The organism is Intrasporangium sp. (genome assembly GCF_040414665.1).
In the GTDB taxonomy this organism is placed as follows: Bacteria; Actinomycetota; Actinomycetes; order Actinomycetales; family Dermatophilaceae; genus Intrasporangium.
This window is the reverse complement of record NZ_JBEDUL010000010.1, coordinates 39,060-57,444: the sequence shown is the minus strand read 5'-3', so window position 1 is coordinate 57,444 and position 18,385 is coordinate 39,060. Positions and strand designations below refer to the sequence as shown.

15 protein-coding genes are annotated in these 18,385 nt (G+C 69.9%); 3 read left to right on the top strand and 12 right to left on the bottom strand.

Going from position 1 to position 18,385, the window contains the following annotated elements:
* Window position 1: 1 nt before the first annotated feature.
* From ABF401_RS01195 to ABF401_RS01185, 3 genes are all read right to left on the bottom strand, one after another.
* Complete coding sequence (locus tag ABF401_RS01195) at window positions 2-1,594, bottom strand: hypothetical protein (RefSeq protein WP_353507702.1); 1,593 nt, start codon at window positions 1,592-1,594, stop codon at window positions 2-4.
* Window positions 1,595-1,749: 155 nt separating this feature from the next.
* Entirely contained in the window at window positions 1,750-2,454 is a 705-nt protein-coding gene (locus ABF401_RS01190; protein ID WP_353507701.1) for an IclR family transcriptional regulator, read from the bottom strand.
* Entirely contained in the window at window positions 2,454-3,740 is a 1,287-nt protein-coding gene (locus ABF401_RS01185; protein ID WP_353507700.1) for a homogentisate 1,2-dioxygenase, read from the bottom strand. The genes ABF401_RS01190 and ABF401_RS01185 overlap by 1 nt, the downstream gene beginning before the upstream one ends.
* A gap of 80 nt (window positions 3,741-3,820) precedes the next feature.
* On the opposite strand from ABF401_RS01185, the gene ABF401_RS01180 reads away from it, so the two are divergent.
* Window positions 3,821-4,690: a hypothetical protein gene (locus ABF401_RS01180; RefSeq protein ID WP_353507699.1), complete on the top strand. Its 870-nt coding sequence runs from the start codon at window positions 3,821-3,823 to the stop codon at window positions 4,688-4,690.
* Complete coding sequence (gene fahA, locus ABF401_RS01175; protein ID WP_353507698.1) at window positions 4,687-5,922, top strand: fumarylacetoacetase; 1,236 nt, start codon at window positions 4,687-4,689, stop codon at window positions 5,920-5,922. The genes ABF401_RS01180 and fahA overlap by 4 nt, the downstream gene beginning before the upstream one ends.
* 60 nt (window positions 5,923-5,982) lie before the next feature.
* Here the strand turns inward: fahA and ABF401_RS01170 are convergent, their stop codons facing one another.
* The 3 genes from ABF401_RS01170 to hppD all read right to left on the bottom strand — a co-directional run bounded on the left by ABF401_RS01170 (window position 5,983) and on the right by hppD (window position 9,876).
* Complete coding sequence (locus ABF401_RS01170) at window positions 5,983-7,584, bottom strand: DHA2 family efflux MFS transporter permease subunit (protein ID WP_353507697.1); 1,602 nt, start codon at window positions 7,582-7,584, stop codon at window positions 5,983-5,985.
* Between the two features lie 156 nt (window positions 7,585-7,740).
* Window positions 7,741-8,577 carry an RDD family protein gene (locus ABF401_RS01165; protein ID WP_353507696.1) on the bottom strand — a complete coding sequence of 279 codons (837 nt, stop codon included), beginning with the start codon at window positions 8,575-8,577 and terminating at the stop codon, window positions 7,741-7,743.
* Window positions 8,578-8,652: 75 nt separating this feature from the next.
* Window positions 8,653-9,876 (bottom strand): 4-hydroxyphenylpyruvate dioxygenase, encoded by a 1,224-nt coding sequence (hppD, locus tag ABF401_RS01160; protein WP_353507695.1) that lies wholly within the window; start codon window positions 9,874-9,876, stop codon window positions 8,653-8,655.
* 108 nt (window positions 9,877-9,984) lie between these two features.
* Here hppD and ABF401_RS01155 point away from each other — a divergent pair, with 108 nt between their 5' ends.
* Window positions 9,985-10,527, top strand: coding sequence for an Lrp/AsnC family transcriptional regulator (locus tag ABF401_RS01155; RefSeq protein ID WP_353507694.1), 543 nt, complete (start codon window positions 9,985-9,987; stop codon window positions 10,525-10,527).
* Between the two features lie 73 nt (window positions 10,528-10,600).
* Here the strand turns inward: ABF401_RS01155 and ABF401_RS01150 are convergent, their stop codons facing one another.
* From ABF401_RS01150 to ABF401_RS01125, 6 genes are all read right to left on the bottom strand, one after another.
* Window positions 10,601-12,451: a bifunctional metallophosphatase/5'-nucleotidase gene (locus ABF401_RS01150; protein ID WP_353507693.1), complete on the bottom strand. Its 1,851-nt coding sequence runs from the start codon at window positions 12,449-12,451 to the stop codon at window positions 10,601-10,603.
* Between the two features lie 141 nt (window positions 12,452-12,592).
* Complete coding sequence (locus ABF401_RS01145) at window positions 12,593-14,362, bottom strand: DEAD/DEAH box helicase (protein WP_353507692.1); 1,770 nt, start codon at window positions 14,360-14,362, stop codon at window positions 12,593-12,595.
* Window positions 14,363-14,459: 97 nt separating this feature from the next.
* On the bottom strand, window positions 14,460-14,789 hold the full coding sequence (locus ABF401_RS01140; RefSeq protein ID WP_353507723.1) for a DUF3039 domain-containing protein: 330 nt from the start codon (window positions 14,787-14,789) through the stop codon (window positions 14,460-14,462).
* Between the two features lie 5 nt (window positions 14,790-14,794).
* Entirely contained in the window at window positions 14,795-15,643 is an 849-nt protein-coding gene (locus ABF401_RS01135) for a glutamate racemase (protein WP_353507691.1), read from the bottom strand.
* A gap of 8 nt (window positions 15,644-15,651) precedes the next feature.
* Window positions 15,652-16,212: a YqgE/AlgH family protein gene (locus ABF401_RS01130; RefSeq protein ID WP_353507690.1), complete on the bottom strand. Its 561-nt coding sequence runs from the start codon at window positions 16,210-16,212 to the stop codon at window positions 15,652-15,654.
* A gap of 32 nt (window positions 16,213-16,244) precedes the next feature.
* Window positions 16,245-18,194, bottom strand: a complete 1,950-nt coding sequence (locus ABF401_RS01125) for a DEAD/DEAH box helicase (RefSeq protein WP_353507689.1) — start codon at window positions 18,192-18,194, stop codon at window positions 16,245-16,247.
* Window positions 18,195-18,385: the final 191 nt, after the last annotated feature.

Sequence of the window (18,385 nt, the reverse complement as noted above, 5' to 3'; positions counted from 1 at the left end):
GTCACGCCCCAGTGGCTCTGGAGACGTAGAGCTGGATCGGGGTGCGCATGGTCCCGTCCGCGCTCATCAGCTCGCCCACGTAGAGGCCGGCTGCCGCCGTGGGGTCGCTGACATCAAGGTGGACGCCGTACTGTCCCTGTGCGAGCTGCTCGACGCTGACGCGGACCGCGCCTGCGCGGATCATGGCACCCCCGGCTTCGATGGAGACGAGGTCGGAGACCCGGAGCCGCACCGACGGGCCGAGCCCGGGAATCTGGATGATCGTGCCCTCGGCTGCATCGACAGGTGGGCCGGCGGGCGCACCCGAGGTCATCGTCCTCGCGGCTCCGCGACCCCGATCGGGAGGAACGCCCGGGGGCATGAAACCGGCATCGAGCCCCTCGCGCGAGACCTCCTCCAGGGTGCTCATGCCGTGCGTCCAGGCCTGGGACCAGTCCTTCGCGAGCCGCGACCAGAGCTTCCGTTCGTCGTCGAGGCACTCGGCCGCGGAGACCCCCTTCGTGCTCACCCGCGTTGTCACGTCCTCGAAGAGGTCGACATAGGCCCGTGCCGAGTCACCGAGGAACTCGACCCACGCATCGAAGGTCTCTCCCAAGGGGGAGCGGCCGGGAGGGCCGATATGCCCTCCAGAGGCCGGGTAAGCGGACGACTCGGTGCCGCCTTCGGCGGCAGCGCGAACGAAGTCGGTCCACGACGGACAGACCCATCCGGCCACGGTGTCCCAGACGTCGAGCCGGAAGCCGACGATCTTGAGCGCCTTGACCGTGAGGTCTCCCCCGGCGTTGGTGACGAGGAGGAAGCCCCGGTCGACGTCGATCTCGTTGTCGAGGCTGAGGCTGAGGTCGTAGGTCATCCCGGCTGCCTCATTGCCCTGGCGCCAGAAGTCGCAGTGCAGCAATGTGTTGACCCGCTGGAGCAGCTGGACCTCCTCGTGGAAGACGCCATGCCAGTGCGGTGAGCCGGGCGGACCCAGCGCCACCGGTTCGGCGGCGTCGACCACCGTCATGCGCTTGAACAGCATCGGCCCGCGCCTTGGCCAGCTGCGGGGATCGATCCACTCCGCCACGGTCTCGAAAGGCGCGTTGGTGTGGAACTCCGCATAGATGGACGTGGCCTCGAGCCCACCGACCTCTACGGTGCGCACGGTGCACACGTCTTCCCCGACAAGGGCGGCCTCTTGGTGCTCCAGGGCACCGCCGGTGTGCGTCTTGTAGAAGGGGACGCGATCTCGCAACGCCTGCTCGAGATCCGTCAGCAGGGTCGCCGGGTCGATGGGTTTGCCGTTCTTGATCCTGACCTGGTCCACCGACCTCGCCAGCTCGAGATAGGCCTCCTCGTCGTCCGCGCGGCCGGGGAACCCAGCGCGGGCCAGGTCGCCCAGGACTCCCAGTCGTGCGGACGCGGGGATCTGGTCGGCCGGCGCGGCGGCGACCATCCGTAGCGCCTCGCCGGTTGGCAGGCTGTGAAACCCCGGGATGAGGCCGGGGTCCGTGGCACCCCGAAGGCCGGTTTGGGCGTGCAGGCTGATGAGCGCGTCGTAGGCCGGATCGCGGACGTCGTTGTTGCCACTGGAGCGCGGGGTACGTCTCGGCATGTTGGCTCGCCTTGATGTCTCGCCACCGGCCGGGTGAACCGGTGACTTCGGTGTGTGACGCCTATCGGAAGTGTAAGGAAGGCCACATGCCCTGTCCCAGAAAACCGAGAGGCTGGCCCGCTCGCCAGCCCGCCCCGGTTGGGCGCGCACGTCCGTCAGGTCAGGATCGTCGAGAGAGCCCGAGCGGCTCGCTCGAGCCGCGGTCCGGCCGAGGCGGGGTCGATCGGCTCGAGTGCGACCACGCCCACGGACGCCTCGACGACACGGTCCGGTTGACCCGCCTCGGTCGGCGGGAGGACGGGGACGGCGAGCCCGTGGGCCCCGGACTGGAGCTCACCGACGCTGACGACGAGGTCCGCGGAGCCGGACCGGCCGCCGAGGATCGCTCGGCCAGCCGCTCCCCGGTCGAGGGGGTGGCGGGCACCGGAGCGATAGGCCACGTGGAAGTCCGTCCACGTCGGCTCGACGACGACCAGGGCGAGCGCTTCCTCGCCCTCGGACACTGTCAGGTGGGCGGTGGCGCCGACCGAGTCAGCCAGCTCCTGCAGGATCGGGCGGGCCTCGGAGCGGACGAGGGGCGTGACCGCGGCGGCGAGCCGACTCACTCCGAGGCCGAGGCGGACCCGTCCACCTGGCCGCCTGGTGACGAGGTGGTGGGCCTCGAGGGCCGTGACGAGCCGATAGACGACGGGACGGCCCACGCCGAGCTCCGCGGCCAGCTCGGTGATGGTCAGGCCGCTGGCACGCCCCGGACGGGCCAGCAGCTCGAGCAGCTGGATGCCGCGATCCAGCGTCTTGGAGCTCTCCCGCGCGCGCCGTTCGCTGACAGGAGAGGCTCTCCCGTCGAGGGGTCCGGCCATCACCCCTCCGTGTGGACTCCGTCGGAGTCCTGCTGGCCAGCCGCCGGCTGACCGCTCGCCTGCGTGGCCGCCCCGCGCGACCACGACGAGGCGTAGAGGCCGTCGTCGGCTGCGAGTCCGGCTTCACCGAGCTCGAGCGGCCGGAACGTGTCCACCATGACGGCCAGCTCGTCGAAGAACTCGACGCCGATCGACCCCTCGGTGGCGCCGGGTTGCGGTCCGTGCGCGTGCCCGCCTGGGTGGACCGAGATCGACCCGCGGCCGATGCCGGACCCCTTCCTGGCCTCGTAGTCGCCGTCGACGTAGAACATGATCTCGTCGCTGTCGACGTTGGAGTGGTAGTACGGCACGGGAATCGACAGGGGGTGGTAGTCGACCTTGCGTGGCACGAAGTTGCAGACGACGAACCCCATCCCCTCGAAGACCTGGTGTACGGGTGGCGGCTGGTGCACGCGGCCGGTGATCGGCTCGTAGTCCCGGACGTTGAACACGTAGGGGTAGAGGCATCCGTCCCACCCGACGACGTCGAGTGGGTGGAAGGGCAGCACGTGGATCGACCCGACGACGCCACCCGGCCCACTGCCCCGGTGCTTGATGTAGACCTCGGTCTCCTCGTCGGCGCTCGCCCCGGTGTCCTCTGCCAGCAGCGGCCCCGCGGGTCCGCGCAGGTCTCGCTCGCAGTACGGCGCGTGCTCGAGCAGCTGGCCGTACCTGCTGAGGTAACGCTTCGGCGGGGAGATGTGGCTGTTGGCCTCGATGCAGTAGGCCCGGAGCGGGTTGGCCGCATCCTCGACGGGGAGCCACCGGTGGGTCGTCGCGCGCGGGATGATGACGTAGTCGCCCTCGCCCACGTCGAAGGCGCCGAAGACCGTCTCGACGTGAGCCGCACCGCGCTCGACGTAGACACACTCGTCGCCCATGGCATTCCGGTACCAGGGGCTGGGCTGGGCGGCGACGGCGTAGGAGATCCGCACGTCACCGTTGCCGAGGACGAGCCGTCGGCCCGTCACGACGTCGGTCGACCGCACGGCGGCGTCGTCGAAGAGGTCGTGCAGCTTGAGGTGCCGGGGGGTCAAGGGGTGGTTCGGGGTCGTCGACTGGTCTCGCACCTCCCAGACGCGCGACGACGACACGGTCGACGGGATATTGCGGTGGTAGAGCAGGGACGAGTCGGAGGAGAAGCCCTCCTCGCCCATGAGCTCCTCGTAGTAGAGCTCGCCTCCGTCGCGGCGGTGTTGGGTGTGTCGCTTGGGCGGGATGTTGCCGGCTGCCCGGTAGTACGCCATGTCTGCCCCTCGGTCATCGCGGCGTCCGATTTTCGGACGTTGGTGTCTCCCTCAAGACACACTGGAGTACCCTCCGGGACATGTCAAGGTCGACCGGCTTCCCCCACCATGCGCGGATCTTCGAGCACCTCGTCGACGATGCAGCCGTCTTCCCGCCGGGGCTGGCTCCGACGGACGTGGCCGTGCGCGAGCACCTCGACCTCCAAGCCGGGCCGTATGCCGCTCAGCTCGGACCGCTGCTCGTGCCCGCCACCGCGGCGGCTGAGGTGGCCGCCCTCGCAGCTCGGGACCCTCGTGCGGCGCGCTCCCCGATCCAGGTCGGCCTCGTCGTGCGCCCGGGTGGACCGCTCGAGCCGCTGGCCGATGCGGTCCGCCTGCTCCACGACGAGTCCGCCGCGCACGTCTCGAGCGTCGAGGTCGGCTGGTCGGCAGACTGGCGGGAGGTGCTCGAGCTCGGGCCACCTGTCGTGGTCGAGGTCGGACGCGGGCCGGGCCAGGCGCAGGAGCTGGACGACATCGCCGACGCGGCCCGCCAGGGCGCGCGCGTCCGGGCCAAGTTCCGCACCGGCCAGACGCCGACCTGGCCGTGGCCCGACGAGGCGACACTGGCAGGCTTTCTGCACGCAGCAGTGGCGCGGGGCCTCGCCTTCAAGCTGACCGGCGGCCTGCACCATGTCGTGCGCGGTGACGGCGGTGGGGAGCCCATGCATGGCTTGCTCAACGTCCTGGTGGCCACCCATGACGCGCTCGAGCGGGCGGGCACTGCACACCTCGTGCGCACTCTCGAGGTGACGGACGTCGAGGACCTCGTCGGGCGCCTGACCGCCTTCGACGCCGGGGACATCGACCGGCTGCGCGCGTCGTTCACCGGCTTCGGCTGTTGCGGCGTCCTCGACCCCCTGACCGAGCTGAAGGCGCTCGGCCTCCTCCCTGAAAGGACCACGGCGTGACCACGTGGCTTGACGTCCCAGTCGACCATCAGTTCGGCATCGACAACCTGCCCTACGGAGTCTTCTCCGCCAGCGGCGACGCCACGAGGCGGGTCGGGGTCAGGATCGGCGATGTCGTCCTCGACGCCGGCGCCGTCGCCGCGATCGGACGCGACGCCGGTCAGGCGGGTTCCGGTCCCGATCTCGCGACTGCCTGGCAGACCGCGAGCCTCAACGCGTTCCTGGCGCTGGGCCGGCCGGCGTGGACCATCGCGCGGGCGTGGCTCACCGAGATTCTCACGGACGACGTGCACCGCACCCGCGTCGAGCCACATCTGCACCCTCTCGACTCCGTCACCCTGCACCTGCCGATCGAGGTCGCCGACTACGTCGACTTCTACGCCAGCGAGGACCATGCATCCAACGTCGGCAAGATCTTCCGCCCTGACAATGCCGCGCTGCCGCCGAACTGGAAGCACTTGCCGATCGGCTACCACGGGCGGTCCGGCACCGTCGTCGTCTCGGGGACCGACGTCGTGCGCCCGAGTGGTCAGCGCAAGGCGCCGAGCGATCCCGCCCCGGTCTTCGGCCCGAGCATCCGCCTCGACATCGAGGCCGAGCTCGGCTATGTCGTGGGCGGTGCCACCGAGGTCGGGACGCGGGTCTCCGTCGAGGAGGCGGTCGACCACCTCTTCGGCGTCGTCATCCTCAACGACTGGAGCGCGCGGGACATCCAGGCGTGGGAGTACGTCCCGCTGGGCCCCTTCCTCGGCAAGTCCTTTGCGACCTCGATCTCGGCGTGGGTGACGCCCCTCGACGCGCTGGCGCAGGCCCGGGTGGCCCTCCCAGGACAGGAGGAGCCGGCCGTCCTGCCCTATCTCGAGGGGCCGGCGTTCGGGCTCGACCTCCACCTCGAGGTCGCCCTCAACGGCACCGTCGTCTCCCGACCGGCGTACGCCGGAATGTACTGGTCACCGGTGCAGATGCTCGCGCACCTGACCGTGGGCGGCGCCTCCCTGCGCAACGGTGACCTCTTCGGCTCGGGCACCGTCAGCGGTCCCGAGAAGGGCACGCGGGGCAGCCTGCTCGAGCTCACCTGGAACGGCGCCGAGCCGCTCGTCCTCGAGGACGGCTCGACCCGCGGCTTCCTCGAGGACGGCGACACCGTGACGATCAGGGCCTGGGCCCCGGGACCGGGCAGCTCCCGGATCGGCCTCGGCGAGGTCTCAGGAACGATCCGCCCCAGTCCCTGACGACCCGCCGGGCGGAGCCCGGTTCCCTCCGGACGGAACCGTCCGCCCGGACGGACTGGGTCAGTGCACGACGACCGCGGGCACGCCCTGGTCCGGGCCCTCGCCCTCCACGTCATCGAGCAGGTGTGACACCTCGCGTCTGCGGGGCAGGAAGTACGCCGGGATCAGGGTCAGGGTGACCAGGATCGCGGCCACGAGGAAGGTCTGACCGAAGGCTTGGGCGGCCTGCTCCAACCCGACGGCTACGCCAGCCTGACCGCCCATCTGGTTGGCGATGGTCGGGTCGTGCCAGGTGGCCATGGCCGGTCCGGCGAGGGGCTTCTCGGCGACCAGGTTGGTGAAGACGACCGAGATGACCGCGATGCCAATGGAGCTGGCGACCTGCTGACTGATGTTGAGCAGCGTCGAGCCGCGAGCGACCTGGTGCGACTTCAGGGTCTTCAGCGCCGACGTCATGAGCGGCATCATCGTCGCCCCCATGCCGAGACCCATGATGAACAGGACCGGGATGAGGTAGCCCCAGTACGACGTGGTTGCAGTGACCTGGGTCAGGGCGAACATGCCGCCCACGATGAGAATCAGGCCGAAGGGGACGATGCGGCCCACCGGGAACCGGTCCGCGAGCGCGCCGGCGATGGGCATGGTGACCATGGCGCCGACGCCCTGCGCCGCGACCAGCCAGCCGGAGTCGACCGGAGACTCGCCCCGGACGAGCTGGAAGTAGGTCGGCACGAGGAAGAGCGCTCCGAAGAAGGAGGCCGCGAAGAGGAACATCGTGATCGCCGCGGCGGAGTAGTTCCGGATGGTGAAGAGGCGCAGGTCGAGCAGCGGGTGCTTCGGCCGGAAGCTGTAGAGGACGAAGGCGAGCATCATGATCACGCCGATCGTCGCGGGCACGCCGACCTTGACCGAGAAGAAGGTGCCCTCCCCGGGGATCGAGCTGATCCCGTAGAGGAAGAGCGCGAGACCGGGTGACATGAGCAGCATGCCGATGACGTCGAACGACTCCGACGGCTCCGGCCGGTCCTTCGCCAGAGCGAGCCAGGCGTAGAGGATCGCGACGAAGCCGAGGGGCACGTTGATCAGGAAGATCCAGTGCCAGGAGTAGTGGTCGATGAGCCAGCCGCCGAGGATCGGCCCGAAGATGGGGCCGAGGAGCATGGGTACACCGAGGATCGCCATCAGTCGGCCCATGCGCGCAGGCCCGGCGGCCTTCGTCATGATGGTCATGCCCAGAGGCATGAGCATTCCCCCACCGAGCCCTTGCAGGACCCGGAAGAGGATGAGCATGCCGATCGAGTCGGCCGTTGCGCAGAGGGCCGAGCCCACCGTGAAGAGCGCGAGAGCGAGCATGTAGAGCCGCTTCGTGCCGAAGCGGTCCGCGGCCCATCCGGTCAGCGGGATGACCGTCGCGAGCGCGAGGGTGTACGCCGTGATCGTCCACGCAACGGTGGAGTACGGGAGCGGAGTGGACGGGTCGGACGAGAACTCCACGGCAAAGGTCGGGAGGGCGACGTTGACGACCGTGATGTCGAGGATCGACATGATCGAGCCGAGGACGACGACACCGGCCACCTTGAGGACGGTGCCGTCGATCTTGTCCGGATACTGTTCCGGTCCCCCGGGTTGGCCGGTCGCCGTCGAAGCTGGTGCAGGTGACACGTGTCCCCCTGGTCATGGAGAAGCTGAGAGGTAAGGGTTGGCCGAGCGGCCATCGGCGTCGTTGCCGCAGCAGCGCAGATCTGCGCGCATGCCATTGTGCACCCGACCCCTGCTCCATCCGCAAAGTTTTTTGCGGCTCCGAGGGTCAGCCGTGAGTCACATCGGGCGTCGCGGCTGCTTCCCTACGACGACATAGGTGCCCGCGACCTTGTCGTGCAGTGCCTGGCGCTTGGCGTCCCACAGCGGCCACAGCCCGTCGATGAGGGTCAGCAGCCCGATGAAGGTGCTGACGAGCGGAAGGACGCGGCGCTTGACGGCAGTTCCCAGGTCGAGGGGCCCGGGCCGGTCGGTCCGGCGCACACTGATGCGCGCCGCCATCTTCCCGGGCGTCTGCGCGAGGGTGACCCAGAAGGCGATGGCGTAGACGGACGCAATGAACCAGGACAGCAGCCCAACCTTGAGCGACATGCCGGCGATGGAGGACACGAAGTCGTTCATCGCGGCCTGGTCATTGGACTCGATCGCGGTCGTGAACCGGTCGACGAGCTCGCCGTACTCGGGCACGAAGATCGGCGTGAGCAGCTGCACGATGATCGCAATGATGATGCCGTCGAGGATCCACCCGAGGAACCGCTTGCCCCACGACGCCAGCGGGACGCCGTCCTCGGTGACCGGCCCCTGCAGCCACTGCTGCGCCTGTGGGGCGCCCGGGTACTGCCCGGCCCCCGGGTAGCCCGGGTACTGCTGGTATTGCTGGGTCTCCGGGCGAGACTGCCCACCGCCCGGGACCTGCCACGCGCCGCCCTGGGGCAACGGAGCGGTCGGTGACTGCTGCGGCTGCTGCGGCTGCTGCTGCGGCTGGCCGATGGTGGACTGTGGCGCCGTCGGCGACTTCTTCGGCGCGGTGTGGCTCGTCCAGGTCACCCCGTCCCAGTAGCGGAGAAGGTCGGGATTGCTGGGGTCGTCGTACCACCCTGAGGGCTGCTGGCTCATGCCCCCAACTCTGCCATGAAGCCGGCCCTCCGCAGTCGACGTCACCACACTCTGTCGTCCCGCGTCAGCGGCGCGTCAGAGGTTGCCGCGCCTGTCCTGCTCGCGCTCGATCGACTCGAAGAGGGCCTTGAAGTTGCCCTTGCCGAAACCGAGCGATCCGTGCCGCTCGATGATCTCGAAGAACACCGTCGGCCGGTCGCCGAGCGGCTTCGTGAAGATCTGCAGCAGGTAGCCGTCCTCGTCGCGGTCGACGAGGATCTTGCGCCGCTTCAGCTCCTCGATCGGCACGCGGACCTGGCCGATCCGAGCGCGCAGCTCGGGATCGTCGTAGTAGGCGTCCGGCGTGTCGAGGAACTCGACGCCTTCGGCGCGGAGCCGGTCGACGGTGTCGAGGATGTCGTTCGTGGCCAGCGCGAGGTGCTGGGCACCCGGACCGCGGTAGAACTCGAGGTATTCGTCGATCTGCGACTTCTTCTTCGCCACGGCGGGCTCGTTGAGCGGGAACTTGACCCGGTGGTTGCCGTTGGCGACGACCTTGGACATGAGCGCCGAGTAGTCGGTCGCGATGTCGTCACCGATGAACTCGGCCATGTTCACGAAGCCCATGACCTTGTTGTAGAAGCCCACCCACTCGTCCATCTTGCCGAGCTCGACGTTGCCGACGATGTGGTCGAGGGCCTGGAAGAGCCGCTTCGGCGCGCCCTCGCGCTTGACGAACGTCGACGTGGCCGGAGCGTAGCCGGGCAGGTACGGGCCGGCATACACCCGGTCGCCCACCGTCCGCTGGACGAGCGTGTGGCGGGTCTCGCCATACGTGGCGATCGCGGCGATCCGGACCGTGCCGTGCTCGTCCGTGAGGTCGTGCGGCTCCTCGAGGACCGTGGCGCCGGCCTTCCTCGCCTGGGCGATGCACCGGTCGACGTCGGGCACCTCGAGGGAGATGTCGACGACACCGTCCCCGTGCTTCGCGTGGTGGGCGACGAGCGGGCTGTCCGGGCTCACCGCGCCCTTGACGACGAAGCGGATCGAGCCGGACTTGAGGACGAACGCCTTGTGGTCACGGTTGCCGTTCTCGGGGCCGGAGTAGCCGACGAGCTCCATCCCCCACGCGCTCTGGTAGTAGTGCGCCGTCTGGGTGGCGTTCCCGACGACGAACACAATGGCGTCCCACCCGGTGACGGGGAAGACGTCCTTGGTCTCGTCGTACTCGACGAGCCCGACGAGCTGCTTGAGCTGGTCGAGGTCGAGGTCCGCCTCGCGCTCCTGGTCGGTCAGGTCAACGTGAACGTCAGTGGTCATGAGCCGGAGAGTTGCAAAGCGGGCCCGAGTGGTCAACAGAATCCGTTGAAAGTGGGCAGCATGCACAAAATGCTGGCCGTATGCCGCTGAGCACAGGACAATCTGTCCATGACCTCCCAGCCGTCCCCGCCGTCCGCTCACCACCCGCGGGGTCCCGTCGATGCCCTCGACTGCCGGATCCTCCTGCTGCTCCTCGCAGAGCCGGGCGTCGGTGTCCTCGGAGCCTCACGTCGGCTGGGCGTCGCACGCGGGACCGTCCAGGCCCGGATCGACCGCTTGCAGGCTCGCGGCGTGCTGCGCTCGATGGCCCCCGACGTCGACCCAGCCGCCCTCGGCTACCCCGTGACGGCGTTCTGCACCCTCGAGATCCGCCAGGGTCGCGGCGGACACTCCCCCGTCGTCGATCATCTCGCGGCGATCCCCGAGGTGCTCGAGGCACACACCATCACCGGGTCGGGCGACGTCCTCATCCGGATCGTCGGACGGGACAACGCCGACCTCCAGCGGGTCATCGACCTGGTCGTCGACGACACGCACGTCACCCGCGCGTCGACGGTGATCTCGCTGGCGACGCGCCTCGACCACCGGATGGTCCCGCTCGTCGAGCACCTCCTGGAGCAGCAGCACCACCAACAGGCCGCCTCCCCCTGACCCTTCTCGCCCACCCCTCCCGGTCGAGGTATCCGATCGCTCTCGGGAGCGACCGGATACCTCGATCGGGGAGTCAGGGGGTGATGGTGATGGGGCTGCTGTTGCTGACGAGCGTCCAGTCGATCGCGGAGAACGTCGAGGGGTCGATGACGCCCTGCGCGCTCACCCAGTCGATGAGCAGCTGACGGATCTCGATCTGCCGGTTGTAGACGACGGGCGCGGCGGTGACGTGCGGGAAGTTGCCGCCACCGGACTGTCGGTAGTTGTTGATGGCGATGACGAACTCGCCGTCGAGGTCGATGGGCGAGCCGTCGTACGACAGGCCCCGGATCCGCTCACCGGGGTTCTTGGCGAGATCGATGTCGTAGGTCAGCGGGGCATCGAGACCGCCCATGATGTCGTAGTTGTAGTCCGGCGTGCCGTTCGGTGCCGTGCCGGTGACGGCGTTCGTCAGCTCGCCCGGCGCGAAGGGTCCGGTGCCGCTCACCTTGTTGAAGTACCGCGACGAGTACTCGAGGTAGTCCTTGACCTGGGCGCCCGTCAGGACGATGGCGAGCAGGGTGTTGTCGAAGATGTACAGGCCCGCGACGTCGCGGACCGTGACGTCGCCGGCCGGGATCGCGGCGTTCTTGTTGAAGGGTGCCGCGATGGACAGCATGGGCAGGTTCTCCTGCGGCGTCCCCACGAGGGCCTGCTTCACCGCGTCGGCCTGGACGTGGTTGATGAAGTCCATCGCCGCGGTGTCCTCGTATCGGGACGTCGCCGCGGACATCGGTGAGAGGCACTCGCCGATGACGCTGTTGACGTACGTGCGCACCGTCTCGTGCGAGTCGCGCAGCAGGGCCGCGATCTCCGGGTCCTCGGGGGCGGTGTTCGAGTTGAGGGTGGTCGCACCGGACGAGGCGACCTGCCACTGGCCCCGGACCTTGACGAGGTCGAGATCCATGACGGTGACGCGCATGCCCCAGTAGAGCGGCTCCGAGAGCAGGACCTGCTTGCCGGTCTGCTCGTTCGTCACGAACCGTTGCGGGATCTCCTTGTGCGCGTGCCCGACGAGCACCGCGTCGATGCCGGGGACCTGCTGCGCCATGAGGGTGGCGGCGTTCTCCGGGTACGGCAGCGCGTCACCGTAGGACGACGACGTGTCCGCTCCCGAGTGGACCGAGACGACGACGACGTCGGCGCCGGCGGCCCTGAGCCTGGGGACGAAGAGGGCGGCCTGCTCGACGATGCCCGGGAACCTGACCTTGCCCTCGACGTTGGCCTTGTCCCAGATCGCGACGCCGGGGGTGACGAGGCCGAGGATGCCCACCTTCACCGGCTTGGATCCGGGCACCCTGATGGTCTTGATGACGTAGGGCCGGAAGACCGGCTGGCCGGTGTGCCAGTCGACCGAGTTCGCCGACAGCAGCGGGAAGTTGAGCTGCTCCTCCCAGGTGTGCAGCAGGTCGAGGCCGTAGTTGTACTCGTGGTTGCCGAGCGCAGCGGCGTCGTAGCCGACGAGGTTCATCGACTGCGCCATCGGGTGCTTCGAGCCACCGGTGATGGGGTCGATCTTCGCGTAGTAGTACGCGAGCGGGGTGCCTTGGATGGTGTCGCCGGCGTCGAGGGTGATGCACGTGTCCGCTCCGCGCTCGGCCCGGACCGCCTTGATCAGCGTCGCGGCCTTCGCGAGGCCGACGTGGTTGCCGGCCGAGTCCTGGTAGACAGCGTCCTTGAAGTAGTCCCAGTTGTAGACGTTGCCGTGCAGGTCAGTCGTGCCGAGCACGGTCAGCCGCAGCGGCTTGCCGTTGCTGCCAGCACCGCTTCCCTGAGCCGTTGCCGCAGGCGCTCCCGCCACCGTGAACAGGCCAGCGCCGCCGATCGCGGCCATGGTGAGCAGCTGCCGCCGGGTCGTCTCGGACCGGAGGAGGTCTTTCGTCATCAGCGTCCCCTAGGAGGTCGTCTCCTCCACCGGCTTGGTAGGTGGAGGGCGCGTCGACCCTAGCCGCGGGAGGCACCGTCCGGGTGACCTACTGTCTGGCAGAAGGTGACGACGTTGCCGGGAGCGGCTCGGCAGCATCGGCTACTGACGTTGGCGCCGGCCGACCAGCCAGTTGCGGATCCGCTCGATCCGCTCCGCGACCTGCTCCGACGAGGCTGCGGCGAGGTCGGGCCCACCACATGCCCGCCGCAGGTCCAGGTGGACGGTGGCGTGCGGATGGCCCTTCTGCCGCGCGTAGGCAGAGACGAGCTTGTTGAGCTCCTTGCGCTGGGCGGCGAGCGCCCGGTGCTGCGCGAGGGGTGCGCTCGGCGCCTTCGGTGCCTTCTTCACCTGCTTGCGCTGCCGCTCGTGGAGCAGCGCGGCGACCTGGTCGGGCTCGAGCAGCCCGGGCAGGCCGAGGTACTCCTCTTCCTCCGCGGAGCCGACCTGGGCGTGCATGCCCCACTGCTGCTTGTCGAAGAGCACGTGGTCGAAGTGGGCCTCGGACTCGAGCGCCTCGAAGGTGCCCTCGTCCAGCAGGCTGGCGTTCGCCTTCTCCTCGCGCAGGGCCTCGTCGAGCAGACCCTGCTCCTCCGCCCACATCGCAGCGACGTCGCCCTCTGCCGCTGGCTTGCGGTCGAGGGCATGGTCGCGCTGCTCCTCCAGCCGCGCAGCATGGTCCAGGACGACGGGCACGGAGGGCAGGAACACGGACGCCGTCTCGCCACGCCTCCGGGCCCGGACGAAGCGACCCACTGCCTGGGCGAAGAAGAGCGGGGTGGAGGTCGAGGTGGCGTACACGCCGACGCAGAGGCGCGGCACGTCGACACCCTCGGACACCATGCGGACGGCGACCATCCAGCGGGACGTGTCGGCGGCGAACTCCTCGATGCGCTGGGAGGCCCCCGCGTCATCGGAGAGCACCACCGCGACAGGTTCGCCGGTCAGCGCTCGGAGCTGAGCGGCATACGCCCTCGCCTGCGTCTGGTTGGACGCGATGACGAGGCCGCCCGCGTCAGGCACCCCGCGCCTGACCTCGGTGAGCCGCTTGTCGGCGGCGGCAAGGACCGAGCCGATCCACTCCCCCTTGGGGTCGAGGGCGGTGCGCCAGGCCTGGGCGATCTGGTCCTTCGTCATCGGGGTGCCGAGGCTCGCCGAGATCTCGTCACCCGCCTTGGTGCGCCAGCGCATGTTGCCGCCGTAGGCGAGGAAGAGGACCGGTCGCACGACGCCGTCGCGCAGCGCCTCCGCATAGCCGTACGCGTAGTCGCTCGACGACGTCAGGATCCCATCCGCATCGAGCTCGTAGCGCACGAAGGGGATCGGTGACGTGTCCGAACGGAACGGCGTGCCGGTCAACGAGAGTCGGCGCGTCGCCGAGTCGAACGCCTCCCGGATGCCGTCCCCCCAGCTCTTGCTGTCGCCGCCGTGGTGGATCTCGTCGAGGATCACCAGGGTGGGGCGGGTCAGCGTCAGCTCGCGGTGGAGCGAGGGACGCGAGGCGACCTGCGCATACGTCACCGCGACGCCGTGGTAGTCCTCGGAGTGTCGGCCGACCGAGTTGCTGAACCTCGGGTCGAGGCTGATCCCGACCCGGGCCGCCGCATCAGCCCACTGCGTCTTGAGGTGCTCGGTCGGCGCCACGACGGTGATCCGGTGGACGAGGCCGCGGGAGAGCAGCTCGGTGGCGACCCGGAGCGCGTAGGTGGTCTTGCCGGCACCGGGCGTGGCCACGGCGAGGAAGTCGCGCGGGTCGTCCCGAAGGTACGAGTCGAGGGCCTCCTGCTGCCAGGCACGCAGCTTGCTCGCGGTGCCCCAGGCGGCGCGATCCGGGAAGGCGGGTGACAGGTGAAAGGCGGCCCCTGAACTCATAGGCCCCCCACCGTAGGCGATCTCGAGAGACGACATGCCGAGGCCCCGCCCTGACGGGCGGGGCCTCGCTCGCATGGTATTGGCCGGATCGGCCGACTCAGGACGTGCCGCCAGAGTCCCCGCCGGAACCGCCGTCGCCGCCGTCCTGGGGGTCGCGCAGGCCGTCGTAGATCTCCTTGCAGACGGGACACACCGGGAACTTCTGTGGGTCGCGGCCGGGAACCCAGACCTTGCCGCAGAGAGCGACCACGGGCTCTCCGCTGAGCGCGCTCTCGAGGATCTTCTCCTTGCGGACGTAGTGGGAGAAGCGCTCGTGGTCGCCGGGCTCCTGGAGCTCCTCGCGGACCTCCTCGCGCTCGATGGTCGCGGTGCCGGTGCTGCGCAGCGGCTGCGGCTCGGGCTGGGTCTCGAAGGGGTCGGGGGGCATCACACTCATGACGAAAGTGTAGGCCGCGGGTCCGATCGGCCGAGCAGCTCGGCCGCGGGGGCATATGCCGCCAGCCGCTCGGGGAGCTGACCCGGCCGGCCGCTGAGCAGCACGGTCGGCGCCGCCGGGCTCGGGAGGGCGCGCTCATCCGGCTCGAGCCCGATGCGGCGGAGCGTCTGCCGTGCGACGGCGACCGGCGAGTCGAAGATCGTCACGCCGGCCCCCGCCCGCCGGGCCCACGCTTGCGCGATGCGGTCGCCGACGAGTCCGTAGTGCGTGCAGCCGAGGACGAGGGCGCTCACGTTCCGGGGCGAGGCGGCAACCGCAGCGGCAATGCTCCGGTCGATCGCCTCCGGGTCCGCCTGCTCGATGGCCTCGGCGAGGCCGAGCGCAGCGATCGAGTGCGTCTCGATGTCCGACGCGAAGGCATCGACGAGGCCTCGCAGGTAGTCGCTCGACGATGTCGCGGCGGTGGACCAGATCGCCACCGGTCCGCCGGTCGCGGCCGCCGGGCGGATCGCCGGGACGGTCCCGACGATGTGGACATCGGGCTCGAACTCCTCGCGGAGTGCCGCCAGGCCGTGGACGGATGCGGTGTTGCAGGCGACGACGATGGCGGTGGGCTCGTACGCCGCGGCGGACCTCGCCAGGGCCAGGACGAGCTCCCTGACCTCCTCGTGCGGCCGGGGACCGTATGGCATGTGGTCGGGGTCGAGCGCCAGGACCAGCTCCAGGTCGGGCCGGAGGTTCCGGAGGGCGCCCGCGTAGCCGAGCAGGCCGATGCCGCTGTCGATGACGGCCACCCGAGCGGGAGCTGGCGAGCCCTCGGGAGCGAGCTCAGCGGCATACGGCATGGCGAGGCTCAGTTCATCGACGGGTCGTCGGGGAAGTTGGCGACGAAGGCCAGGCTGTCGCGCTGGCGGCGGAGGACGGCGCGCCAGAGGCCGTCCGGGTCGGAGGTGAACGTGTCCCGGACCTCGGCGTCCACGACGTACCAGTCCCCGCGGCGGATCTCGCCCTCGAGCTGGCCGCCCTCCCAGCCCGCATAGCCGGCGAAGATCCGCATCCCGGCGAGCTCGGCCGCGACGACCGGTGTCGGGACGTCCAGGTCGACGAGGCCGATGGAGCCGAACAGTCGCTTCACTCCGAGCGGCTCGGGCTCGTCCCCAGGGACCGTGACGATGCCCAGGGCAGACGACGTCGCGACCGGTCCGCCCTGGAAGAGGACCGGTGGGGCCGTCACGACGCGCTGCCATCCCGGCAGCACGGAGTCGACCTCGGCCGACAAAGGCTTGTTGAGCACCACACCCTGCGCGCCGCCATCGTCGTGGTGCAGCATCAGGATGACCGAGCGATGGAACACGTCACCTTCGACGGAGGGGGTGGCCACGAGCAGGCGGCCGGTGTGGAAGGTCGAGCTCACGGGGGCAAGCCTTCCACACCAGGGGCCGTCGATCAGTAACGCGGTCGGCGACGCTCTCGCCCCGTGGTGTCGTCACCCCAGCGACTGATGAGCGGCTCACCGTCACGCGGGGCCCGCTGCCGGCGGTCACTGCGCTCCCCGCGATGGTCTGCGCGGCGCTCGTCGTGCCCGGCGCCGTGGTGCGGGCGGTAGCCGCCGCGCGATCCCGCGCCGGGGCGTCGGGCACCTCGAGCGGCCCCCGTGCCTCGCCTGTGGCGCTTTGGCCCCTCGATCAGCCGTGCGAAGTCCTCGTCGGCGATCGGGACGCCGGTGGGCGCAGTGGCTCCCGTCGCCGCGATGATCGAGTCGCCGGGCGCGGCCTTGACCGGCGCGATGCCCAGACCGGCCTCGCGCAGCTGGCGTTCCATGGTGCGGCGCTGGTGCGGGAGCGCGAGCGTCACCACCGTGCCCCGGTCACCGGCGCGCGCCGTGCGACCGGAGCGGTGCAGGTAGTCCTTGTGGTCGGCCGCCGGGTCGACCTGGAGCACGACGGATACGTCGTCGACGTGAATTCCACGTGCGGCGACGTCCGTGGCGACGAGGACCGGCAGGGCGCCGTCCCGGAAGGCGCCGAGGACCCGGTTGCGCGCCCCCTGGCTCAGGCCGCCGTGCAGCGCGGCGGCCAGCACCCCCTGCTCGCGGAGCTGGCCCGCCACCCGGTCTGCGCCGAGCTTGGTCCTGCAGAAGACGAGGGTTCGCCCCGGGCGGTTCGCGACCTCGGCCGTGATGAGCTTCTTGTGCTGGGGGTCGATGAGCAGGACGTGGTGCTCCATCGTCTCCACGGAGGCCGTCGCCTCGTCGGTCGAATGGACCACCGGGTCCGTGAGGTAACGCTCGACCAGGGCGTCGATGCCGTTGTCCAGGGTCGCCGAGAAGAGCAGCCGCTGGCCGTCGGTCGGGATGAGGTCGAGGCTGGTCGTGATCTCGGCCAGGAAGCCCATCTCGGCCATGTGGTCGGCCTCGTCGAGGACGGTGATCCGGACGTCGTCCAGCTCCACCGCGCCACGCTCGAGCAGGTCGTTGAGCCGACCCGGCGTGGCGATGAGGAGGTCGACGCCCTTGTTGAGCGCGTTGATCTGCGTCGTGTAGCTCAGCCCACCCGCCACGAGCTTGTGGCGCAGCCCGACGACGTGCACGAGCGGCTCGAGCGCATCCGAGACCTGCATGGCGAGCTCGCGCGTCGGCACCAGCACGAGCGCATGGGGGCGACGCGGCGCCCTGCGCAGGCCGAGGTCGAGGAGTCGGGCGATCAGGGGAAGACCGAAGGCAAGCGTCTTGCCCGATCCGGTCCGGCCGCGACCGAGGACATCCTTGCCGGCCAGGGCGTCGGGGATCGTCGCGGCCTGGATCGGGAAGGGATCGGTGATCCCGTCACGGGCCAGGCGTTCGACGAGCCGCTCCGGCAGACCGAGGGCCGCGAAGCCGTTGTCCGCGCCAACCTCGACGGGGCCGTCGGAAACCGGTGTGCGGGTGGCCTTCGTCCACGCGTCGGCCTCGAGTCGCTCGGCCTCGGCCTCCTCGAACGAGGACGGAGCGAACCGCTCGCGGCCGGTGTCGCGCTGACGCCAGGAGTCGCGACGGTCGTAGCCGCCGCGGTCATCCCGACGGTTCTCGTCGCGACGGTCGTAACCCCCGCGGTCGTCCCGACGGTCGTAGCCGCCGCGGTCGTCCCGCCGGTCGTAACCCCCGCGGTCGTCCCGCCGGTCGTGGGAGCGGTGCTCGTCGCGCCGTGGGCGCCATTCACGACCTCCCGCGTGGCTCCGCGACGAGGTGGCAGGACGTGATGTCCACGTGCCGGCCTTCTGTCCGGCGCCACGACCTTCCTCGCGACCCCCTTCGCGACCCCGGTGCGGCTTGGTGGTGGCAGCGGCGGCTCGCGCCTTCTTCTGGGCGGGGGTCCAACGAGCCTTCTTGGGCGCGCGGGACGTGGGCTTCTTGGGCATTGCGTATTCAACTCTCTTCGACTCGAGCAGACTTCGTCTCGAGCCGTGAGTCACAACACGACCTGGCAGACGAGCCTCAGCGCAGCAGCTGCGCCCTTGTGCACCGGGTGGGCATCGGTGCCACGCGGTGGTGAGCCAGTCGATTCGCGACTCGGCGACCTGGCTCGTCCGGCGCCCCGAGATGGATCGGA

Bases quoted from the DNA above. Each gene is read 5' to 3' on its own strand.
- ABF401_RS01125 (WP_353507689.1), bottom strand. From the start codon at position 18,194: ATGCCCAAGAAGCCCACGTCCCGCGCGCCCAAGAAGGCTCGTTGGACC.
- ABF401_RS01165 (WP_353507696.1), bottom strand. From the start codon at position 8,577: ATGAGCCAGCAGCCCTCAGGGTGGTACGACGACCCCAGCAATCCCGAC.
- ABF401_RS01140 (WP_353507723.1), bottom strand. From the start codon at position 14,789: ATGCCCCCCGACCCCTTCGAGACCCAGCCCGAGCCGCAGCCGCTGCGC.
- ABF401_RS01135 (WP_353507691.1), bottom strand. From the start codon at position 15,643: ATGCCGTATGCCGCTGAGCTCGCTCCCGAGGGCTCGCCAGCTCCCGCT.
- ABF401_RS01155 (WP_353507694.1), top strand. From the start codon at position 9,985: ATGACCTCCCAGCCGTCCCCGCCGTCCGCTCACCACCCGCGGGGTCCC.
- ABF401_RS01145 (WP_353507692.1), bottom strand. From the start codon at position 14,362: ATGAGTTCAGGGGCCGCCTTTCACCTGTCACCCGCCTTCCCGGATCGC.
- ABF401_RS01180 (WP_353507699.1), top strand. From the start codon at position 3,821: ATGTCAAGGTCGACCGGCTTCCCCCACCATGCGCGGATCTTCGAGCAC.
- hppD (WP_353507695.1), bottom strand. From the start codon at position 9,876: ATGACCACTGACGTTCACGTTGACCTGACCGACCAGGAGCGCGAGGCG.
- ABF401_RS01195 (WP_353507702.1), bottom strand. From the start codon at position 1,594: ATGCCGAGACGTACCCCGCGCTCCAGTGGCAACAACGACGTCCGCGAT.
- ABF401_RS01190 (WP_353507701.1), bottom strand. From the start codon at position 2,454: ATGGCCGGACCCCTCGACGGGAGAGCCTCTCCTGTCAGCGAACGGCGC.
- ABF401_RS01150 (WP_353507693.1), bottom strand. From the start codon at position 12,451: ATGACGAAAGACCTCCTCCGGTCCGAGACGACCCGGCGGCAGCTGCTC.
- ABF401_RS01185 (WP_353507700.1), bottom strand. From the start codon at position 3,740: ATGGCGTACTACCGGGCAGCCGGCAACATCCCGCCCAAGCGACACACC.